The organism is Corynebacterium nasorum (assembly GCF_022345765.1).
GTDB classification, from domain to species: Bacteria; Actinomycetota; Actinomycetes; order Mycobacteriales; family Mycobacteriaceae; genus Corynebacterium; species Corynebacterium kefirresidentii.
The window spans coordinates 100,069-107,895 of the sequence record NZ_JAKRDR010000007.1 but is presented as its reverse complement, the minus strand read 5'-3'; the positions used below and the strand labels follow the sequence as shown (position 1 = coordinate 107,895).

At 61.4% G+C, this 7,827-nt stretch carries 8 protein-coding genes and 1 tRNA gene; 7 read left to right on the top strand and 2 right to left on the bottom strand.

Annotated elements, in window-relative coordinates:
- Positions 1–493: 493 nt before the first annotated feature.
- Both MHK04_RS07020 and MHK04_RS07015 read left to right on the top strand, forming a co-directional pair.
- A complete protein-coding gene (locus tag MHK04_RS07020) occupies positions 494–631 on the top strand; it encodes a hypothetical protein (RefSeq protein WP_239208060.1) in 138 nt (45 codons plus the stop codon).
- Between the two features lie 501 nt (positions 632–1,132).
- Positions 1,133–1,444, top strand: a complete 312-nt coding sequence (locus tag MHK04_RS07015; RefSeq protein ID WP_239208061.1) for a hypothetical protein — start codon at positions 1,133–1,135, stop codon at positions 1,442–1,444.
- A 79-nt stretch (positions 1,445–1,523) separates the two neighbouring features.
- Here the strand turns inward: MHK04_RS07015 and MHK04_RS07010 are convergent.
- A tRNA-Thr gene (locus MHK04_RS07010) sits at positions 1,524–1,596 on the bottom strand.
- 151 nt (positions 1,597–1,747) lie between these two features.
- Between MHK04_RS07010 and thrE the strand changes: the two genes are divergently transcribed.
- The 5 genes from thrE to otsB all read left to right on the top strand — a co-directional run bounded on the left by thrE (position 1,748) and on the right by otsB (position 6,700).
- The gene (gene thrE / locus MHK04_RS07005) at positions 1,748–3,484 is read left to right on the top strand and encodes a threonine/serine exporter ThrE (RefSeq protein ID WP_239208062.1); all 1,737 of its coding nucleotides are present in this window, start codon (positions 1,748–1,750) and stop codon (positions 3,482–3,484) included.
- Positions 3,485–3,570: 86 nt separating this feature from the next.
- Positions 3,571–3,930, top strand: a complete 360-nt coding sequence (locus MHK04_RS07000; RefSeq protein ID WP_239208063.1) for a hypothetical protein — start codon at positions 3,571–3,573, stop codon at positions 3,928–3,930.
- A gap of 14 nt (positions 3,931–3,944) precedes the next feature.
- Positions 3,945–5,387: an alpha,alpha-trehalose-phosphate synthase (UDP-forming) gene (locus MHK04_RS06995; RefSeq protein WP_239208064.1), complete on the top strand. Its 1,443-nt coding sequence runs from the start codon at positions 3,945–3,947 to the stop codon at positions 5,385–5,387.
- On the top strand, positions 5,384–5,902 hold the full coding sequence (locus MHK04_RS06990; protein WP_023019894.1) for an META domain-containing protein: 519 nt from the start codon (positions 5,384–5,386) through the stop codon (positions 5,900–5,902). Before MHK04_RS06995 ends, MHK04_RS06990 begins: the two co-directional genes overlap by 4 nt.
- Positions 5,903–5,920: 18 nt before the next feature.
- The gene (gene otsB, locus MHK04_RS06985; RefSeq protein ID WP_200288652.1) at positions 5,921–6,700 is read left to right on the top strand and encodes a trehalose-phosphatase; all 780 of its coding nucleotides are present in this window, start codon (positions 5,921–5,923) and stop codon (positions 6,698–6,700) included.
- A gap of 25 nt (positions 6,701–6,725) precedes the next feature.
- On the opposite strand, the gene MHK04_RS06980 is transcribed toward otsB, so the two are convergent.
- A complete protein-coding gene (locus tag MHK04_RS06980) occupies positions 6,726–7,823 on the bottom strand; it encodes a LacI family DNA-binding transcriptional regulator (RefSeq protein ID WP_239208065.1) in 1,098 nt (365 codons plus the stop codon).
- Between the last annotated feature and the right edge of the window lie 4 nt (positions 7,824–7,827).

Here is a 7,827-nt window from a genome sequence, read left to right as displayed (position 1 = left end):
TAAGAGACTGGGGTGGGGGCGGGGTACTCCCCCCTCCCAGTGGTGTGGAGAGAGATAACGCGACTCACAGTGACGGGCGGGGAGTCATGATACTAACCCGCTTATGAATTGTGCCGGGGTTAGGAATCTTCTAACCCGTACATGGTGGCGCCGCCTATCCCATCCGGGGCGGGTGTCTCATACAGGTTTGGGTACTGCCCCACTACTTCAGGTGCTGGTGTGGTATCACGCGCACACGATGGGGTATGCAGTGCGCGGGGAGAGAGGTCATAGCCCCGCCGGCACATGGGCCGGGCCGAAAGCTCTAGTGATTTACCAAGGCCCTACCCTAGTCGCGGAATTGCCATGCAGGAAGTGGCGCATATCGGTTGATTGGCTGGGCAAGTATGTTCTTTTCGGTGCCTATCTTCTCGATATACCGCTTCCGTAGGTATGTACTGAATACGCCGGCCATTATGCCATTATGGTTCGCGGGAAAGGGTTTACCAGGTACGTGATTGGCATTGACCACGGCGCGCACATCTTCCGCCGTGAAGCTCGCACCGCAGGCTATTACTTCATCTATTGCTTGGAAGTACAGAAATCTTTCCGCTTCATAGACTCCCCTACGTTGCCGGGCCTTTATTTCTAGTGGTGCTTCAGGGCGCGTGCTGCCATCGTCTTGTAGTGTGCGTGCGCTTGTATGGTTTCCGTCACGGCGCATTTCAATTAGGCCGCGGCGTTCGATGGCGGCTAGGGCGCTTAGTGTTTGCCGGGTGACTTTCCTAGCTGTTCAGACAATTGCCAGTTGTATGTCCAGTTGTCGCCCTTGGCTGCGAGTGTCGCCAGTATGCTTTGTTGTACCTTGCCCAGTCCCCTGCCCATGATTTAAGTGTACCGTTATAGGTCACTAGTTAGTGGGTGATAGCGGTACACTTACCCGTTTACTAAAGCCACGTGGCACTGTGCATAGTCCTGAAACTTTATGCACCAATATGACATAACATATATTATCGGACAACATACAATTCAAGGTTGTGCATACACCGTCACTACCTGCATAAATGCCTGTATAGAAGACATATCGTACCGCTTATTGTCGTTGTCCGTTTCTTACTGTCCCGTTCCCTTCAGTGTTGCTAGACTGCACCATATGGAAGAATACACACCAACGTGGCTAGAAGCTATGACCACTGACAGTGCACGCGCAATAGCGAAGTTGACAGGTTTGTCGCATACCACCATCACCCGGGCGTCTAAGGCTGCCACTCCCCCTCCTGGCGTAGTGGTGGCAGTTGCAAGAGCTTATGGCCACAACCCCGTTGTGGCGCTGTCCAAGACGGGGCTGCTCACTCCCGATGAGGCACGGCCCTGCAGTCACGAGCATGAGCTGAGAGGACTTTCAAAGAAGGTGCTGCTGCAGGAGCTTTTGCGCCGCGAGGCTGCTCAGCCAAAGGATCTTTAAGTGGACATTTTTTGGACACTTTGAAGAAAGTGTTTAAGTTCCGATGCGTTAAAAAGGCTCCCTGACCTTCATTTCGTTGAGCTGGAGACGAGACTTGAACTCGCAACCTACGCATTACAAGTGCGTTGCGCTACCAATTGCGCCACTCCAGCACCGCGGGAGATATCCCGCTCGTTGCATAGTACCCGAGCACCAACGCTAAAGGGAAAGCCGGTCCCCCATCTATGCATTGACAGGGTACAGGGGCTAAAGTTCAGGCAGAATCTATCCCACTTTCTCAGCGCTTTTTCGAGGGTTATTTCCGTGTCATTTTTGTCCGCTATGCGGGAGCGCCTGCGCGCTTCCTCGGGCCAAGTAGCCATCATCGACGCGGCTAAAGCCGCACCGCCGCCATCGCCACTCGCCCCGGTCGATCTCCATGATGCCGCCCAGGTCACCGGCGTCATGGAGATCGCCGCCCGCATTGGTGAAATCCTCATCGGCGCCGGTACGGCTAACTCGGATGCCCGCGCCCAGGTACACCTGGCGGCATCTTCCTATGGCTTGCACTACTGCCACGTGGATATCTTGATGAATACCATCACCATCCACACCACCATCGGCACCGGCGAGCAGCGCCAAAACCTGCACGTCTTCCGTGTGGTGCCGAGCATTGGCGTGGATTTTTCCAAGCTCTCGGCCGTCGATAAGCTCATTCGCTCTATCCACTCCGGCCAGATGCCACCGGCCATGGCGGAGCAGCGCCTCGACGAGATTGACCGCATGCCCGCCCCTTATAAGCCGGCCACGGTCATGCTCGGCTGGGGCGCGATGGGTGGCCTGATTTCCATGATGCTCGGCGGCGATCTGCTCGTCGGCGTGGTGGCCTTTGTGGTTTCCGCCTTCATCATGGGTCTGAACGCTTGGTTGGCCAACTATCGCTTGCCGCCCTTCTATCAGAATGTGGTCGGTGGCTTCTTCGCTGTCTTCCCTGCCGCCATTTTGTACAACGTGGCGGCCTCGTTCGGCATTAATTTCTCGCCGGCACAGATCATCGCCTCCGGCATCATCGTGCTGGTAGCGGGTCTAACCTTGGTGCAATCGCTGGTCGACGGCATCACGCGCGCCCCCGTAACCTCCTCCGCCCGCTTCTTTGAGGCGCTGCTATCTACCGGCGCCATCATCGCTGGCGTGGGCGTGGGCATCCAGCTGGCTGATTCGCTGGGCTTTAACCTGCCGCCGCTGGCCACGCTGGCCCCGCCGGTCTACCACGAGATTCCGCTGCTGGTGGTGCTCGGTGGCACCGGCTCCGCCGCCTTTGCGCTAGCCTGCGGGGCTGCCTGGATCGAGATCACCATGTCGGGGCTTACCGCCGCGGCCGGCATGATCTTCTATTACTTCGTGGTGGTGCCGTTTGGCATCGGCCCGGTGATTGCCTCGGGCCTGTCCGCTGTGGTCGTCGGCCTGGCCGGCGGCTTGATGTCGCGCCGTTGGGGCATCCCGCCGCTTATCACCATGATCGTGGGCTATACGCCGATGCTCCCCGGCCTCATGCTCTACCGCGGCATGTACGCCTCGCTCAATGAGCAGATGATTACCGGCTTTACCAACATGGCAATGGCGCTAGCCATTTCCGGCGCGCTGGCCGCCGGAGTGGTGTTAGGCGAGCGCGTGGCCCGCCGCCTGCGCCGCCCGCAGTACTTCCGCCCCTACTCCGCTTTCAAGCGCATCGGCCGCTTCTCCTTCCACAAGGCCACGCACTTGGCCCGCAAGGCCCCGCGAATCCCGCGTGTGCCGATGTCCCCATTTGCCCCGCGCGTCAATCGCCCGGAGTTACCACCCAAGCTCGGGCCGAAGCCGCCGCAGCAGCACCCGCGCCACGAGGCCCAAAACCACGGGCCGCATACCCGCTCCGCCGCGGACCTGTGGCCGGAGGATTCTCAGTGGCCGGCGCAGCCGCAGCAGCACGAGAAGACCACCTATACCGTGCCGGGCACCGAAACGTTTCGTGCCCAGAAACCGGAGCAGCCGGGCACCGAATCCGGACCCGAGCGGCCCTAAACGCCGCCGGTAGCGTACAATATTTGCTCTGATAGCTTTTCTTGCAAGCGCTTAAGTAGTTTCCACAACGTTCAGGAGGACACGTCGTGCCACCCAAGGTCCAAGACACCCACCCACAGGCTGACCAGAATCACGCCCTTGAGGAGGAGACCTCCCGCGCAGCCCGCCGCATCGTGGCCACCTACGCCCAGGACTTCCTCGACGGCGTGACCCTGATGTCCATGCTGGGCGTGGAGCCCAAGGGCTTGGTACACAAGAAGGTTCTGGCGGAGCAGGCCGATGCCGCCCCGAAGAAGTCGACCAAGAAATCCAGCAAGAAGTCCACGAAGAAGTCGACCAAAAAGTCCACCAAGAAATCGACAAAGAAGTCGACCAAGAAGGCCACGAAGAAAGCGACGAAGAAGGCCTCTAAGAAGGCAACAAAGAAGTCTGTTAAGAAGTCTTAAGTTATTCTTGCACCATGAGTGAGCATGGCAATGACTTCGTGGTGGTGGCCAACCGCCTGCCGGTTGATCTAGAAACCCGGCCCGATGGCAGCCATACGTGGACACCCTCGCCAGGCGGACTGGTCACCGCCTTGTCCCCGGTCCTGGAGTCCCATCAGGGCTGCTGGGTAGGGTGGCCCGGCGTGACTGACACCGCACCTGAGCCCTTCCGCACCGATGCCGGCGTGCTGCTGCATCCGGTCAAGCTCACCGAGTCCGATTTCGAGGGCTTTTATGAGGGCTTTTCCAATGCCACCCTGTGGCCTCTCTACCACGATCTCATAGTCACCCCTACCTACGACCGCGATTGGTGGCACGCCTATCGCGAGGTCAACCTGCGCTTTGCAGATGAGGTAGCCGAGGTCGCCGCCGAGGGTGCCACCGTGTGGGTCCAGGACTACCAGCTACAACTTTTGCCCGGCATCCTGCGCCAAAAGCGCCCCGATCTCACCATCGGGTTCTTCTTGCACATCCCCTTCCCTTCTGCCGATCTCTTCCGTCAGCTGCCCTGGCGAGAGGAACTCGTGCGCGGGCTGCTCGGCGCGGATCTCATTGGCTTCCACTTGGAGGCCAATGCCCGCAACTTCCTGGAACTCGCCCGCCGCCACGGCCTCGACGTAGAAGGCGAGGCCAGTACCCGCGAGGTCACCGCACATATTCACCTACCGCAGGGACGCACCATCGGCGTGGGGGCTTTTCCCATCTCTATCGCCGCGAAGGACTTTGCCAGGTTCACTGCGGAGGATGAGCGGGACGTCGCCAAGCTGCGCGAAGAGCTGGGCTCGCCCCAGCGCATTATCCTGGGAGTGGATCGCCTCGATTACACCAAGGGCATCCTGCAGCGGCTGACTGCTTTTGAGGAGCTGCTGGAGTCCGGGGCGCTCGACCCGGAAGAAGTAGCAATGGTGCAGCTGGCCACGCCGTCGCGCGAGCGACTTGATCATTACAAGGCCACCCGCTCCAAGGTGGAAGAAGCCGTCGGCCGCATCAACGGGCGCTTTGCGCGCGTGGGCCACCCAGTGGTGCACTATCAGCACCGGGGCCTAGCCAAAAGCTTGCTGCGCAGCTATTACCGGATGGCCGATGTCATGCTGGTCACCCCCTTCAAGGATGGCATGAATCTGGTGGCCAAGGAATACGTGGCCTGCCACGACGATGGTTCGGGCGCGCTAGTGCTCTCTGAGTTTGCCGGGGCTGCCGATGAGCTCAGCCAGGCCTACCTGTGCAACCCCTTCGATATCGAGTCCGTCAAGGCCGCCTTGCTCAATGCGCTCACCGCGCTTGACGATGCCCCCTCTGCCATGTCCCAGCGCATGCTCGCCATGCACCAGCAGGTCACTGAGCACGACGTACAGCTATGGTCCCAGTCCTTCCTGAGCTGCCTGCGCCATGCCGACGCCGAGGAGGCTGGCGCATGATTCCTCGCTGTGCCCGCCTCATTACTCCGCTCGCCGCTGCGTGCGCCGCCACGCTGCTAGTTGCCTGCGGCTCCGGCGAAGAAGAGCCCCAGGCCCCTGGTGATGAGCAGATCCTGGATAAACAGTGGCAAGTAGTCTCCATCAACACCACCCCGGATGCTGCCTCTACCATCCCCGAATCCATCCCGCAGGCACCCACGTTGAGCTTTGGTGAATCTACGCTGGTAGGCACCACCGGCTGCACCCAAATGGTGGGAAAGGTGACCTATTCCGCCGATGAGGAGCGCCAAAATATCCAGGACGGCAACCGCCTGCACTTTGATGAGGTGGATTATGACGAGACCGCCCAGGATTGCCATGGCGCGTCCGTGTGGGCCGATAACCTGCTGCGCAACTTGATATCCGCTGGCCGCGATTTCCACTACACCGTCAATAGCAATAACCAGCTGGTCTTAGAGCTGGTTACAGACGAGGTAGACTCGCCGTCTATCAAATTGGTTTCCCTCGGCAATTAAATACGTAGGCTGGAAGCCATGACGCTTTCCACCACCATCAAGGCCCTTGCCGCCGCCGAGCACCTCGCGGTGGTCTCGGATTTTGACGGCACGCTCTCCCCCTTTGCCACGGCCATCTATGACGTCGAGATGAACCAAGACTCCCTGCGCGCCTTGGATAAACTTGCTCATCTGCCGCATACCACCGCGGCCGTGCTGTCCGGCCGCCACCTCGCAGGCCTGCAGCGCGTGTGTCCACTGCGCGAGCCCGTGCTTTTTGGCGGCTCCCACGGTGCCGAATCCTCTTGGGAAGAAACGGATCTAACTCCCGCGATGCGCGAGCATCTGACCGCCAAGGAAACCGAGATCCGCGCAATTATGGAGCGCTTCCCAGGCGCGGATATCGAGGTCAAGCCGTTCCAGCGCGTACTGCACCTGCGGGCGCTCGAGGAATCCGATCCTGAGGCGGCCGCCCAGGCTTATGAAGCCGGTCTCGCACTCGATCCGGGCGGCTTCCCACGCACGGCCGGTAAGTCCGTCGTGGAGTTTTCTGCCACTCAGGCCACCAAGGGCACGTGGTTAGACGAGCTACGCGAGCGTACCGGCGCCACCGCCATGGTCTTTTTGGGCGATGATGTCACCGACGAGGACGGTTTCCGCGCCCTCCATCAGCCGCCGGACGTCGGTGTCAAGGTAGGCGAGGGCGATACGGCGGCCGTAGTGCAGCTTGCCGACGTCGACGCCGTCGCCCACTTCCTCACTGAGCTTGCCACCGCCCGCGCGGCCCATATAGGTCACTCCCGCGGCGACGACGCCTAGCCGGTAAACCCCGGCCTGCCCCGACTTAACGCGGTGGTGCCACGGTCCGCCCCGCCGCGAAATTCGTCCGCAGTACCCGCCGCGACACCGCCGGCACGGCCGCCGCCGCATTATCCGCGGCGGCGATGAGGTTAGAGAGCATGTGGCCGGCGGCGGCGCCTTTGGCCTTATTGGGCTGGATGATGGTCGTCAAGCCAAGGCGCTGCGCCGCATCGATGCCGTCGAAGCCGGTGACGGAAAGCTCACTGGGAATATCAATGCCCCGTTCGCGCGCATAGGTCATCACGCCCAGCGCCATGGAGTCGGTGGTACACAGGACTGCGGTGAGCTCAGGGTGGGCGTCGAGAAGCAACTGCGCGGCCGCCCGCGTGGTTTGCGCATCATTGATGTGCTGGGTGACCACGGGCACGGTTTCCGGCGCGATCCCCGCCTGCGCAAAGACGTCCATAGCGCCCATGACGCGCGCGTGCTGCACGTGCATATCGGCCTCTTGCAACTCCTCCCAGGAAATGGGGCCATCGTGGCGCTCGCGTTTGAGGCGAATGGCCAGCACGCCAATCTTGCGGTGGCCGGCCTCCACCAGCGCGCGGGCGGCCGGAGCAATCGCGGCTCGGTCATCGATCCCTACAAAAGGCAGGCCCGAATCCGTCGGTTGATCGCAGACCACCACCGGCAGGCCGCGCCCGCGCGCCGCCTCCAGGTAGGCATCCCCAGCCGCCACGGAATAAACCACAAAGCCATCCACGGCAGCCGAGCCGACCAGGCTGGTCGCTTCCGCTTCCCCCTCCGGGCCGGCCGGGATGAGGGTAAGCATGCTTTGCGCGCCGGCCGAGGCCTCCGCCATGCCGGCCAAGAAATCCACCGAGGCCATGTCTTCGAAGGCATAGGACAGGTGCTCAGTCAGCAGCACGCCCACCGCGCCCGCACGGCGGGTGCGCAGGCTACGAGCCGTGGGGTCCGGCCCGGGGTACCCTCGCGCTTTCGCCGCTGCCAGAATGCGCTCGCGCGTTGCGGCCGAGAGCTGGTCCGGCCGGCTATAGGCATTGGACACCGTCGTGCGCGAAACACCCAGTTCGGCGGCCAGCGAGGCCAGCGTCTTGCGGGTGGGGCTGCGTTTCACCATGGCC

Coding starts and splice junctions, on each gene's coding strand:
- MHK04_RS07015 (WP_239208061.1), top strand. CDS start 1,133: ATGGAAGAATACACACCAACGTGGCTAGAAGCTATGACCACTGACAGT.
- MHK04_RS06995 (WP_239208064.1), top strand. CDS start 3,945: ATGAGTGAGCATGGCAATGACTTCGTGGTGGTGGCCAACCGCCTGCCG.
- MHK04_RS06990 (WP_023019894.1), top strand. CDS start 5,384: ATGATTCCTCGCTGTGCCCGCCTCATTACTCCGCTCGCCGCTGCGTGC.
- otsB (WP_200288652.1), top strand. CDS start 5,921: ATGACGCTTTCCACCACCATCAAGGCCCTTGCCGCCGCCGAGCACCTC.
- MHK04_RS06980 (WP_239208065.1), bottom strand. CDS start 7,823: ATGGTGAAACGCAGCCCCACCCGCAAGACGCTGGCCTCGCTGGCCGCC.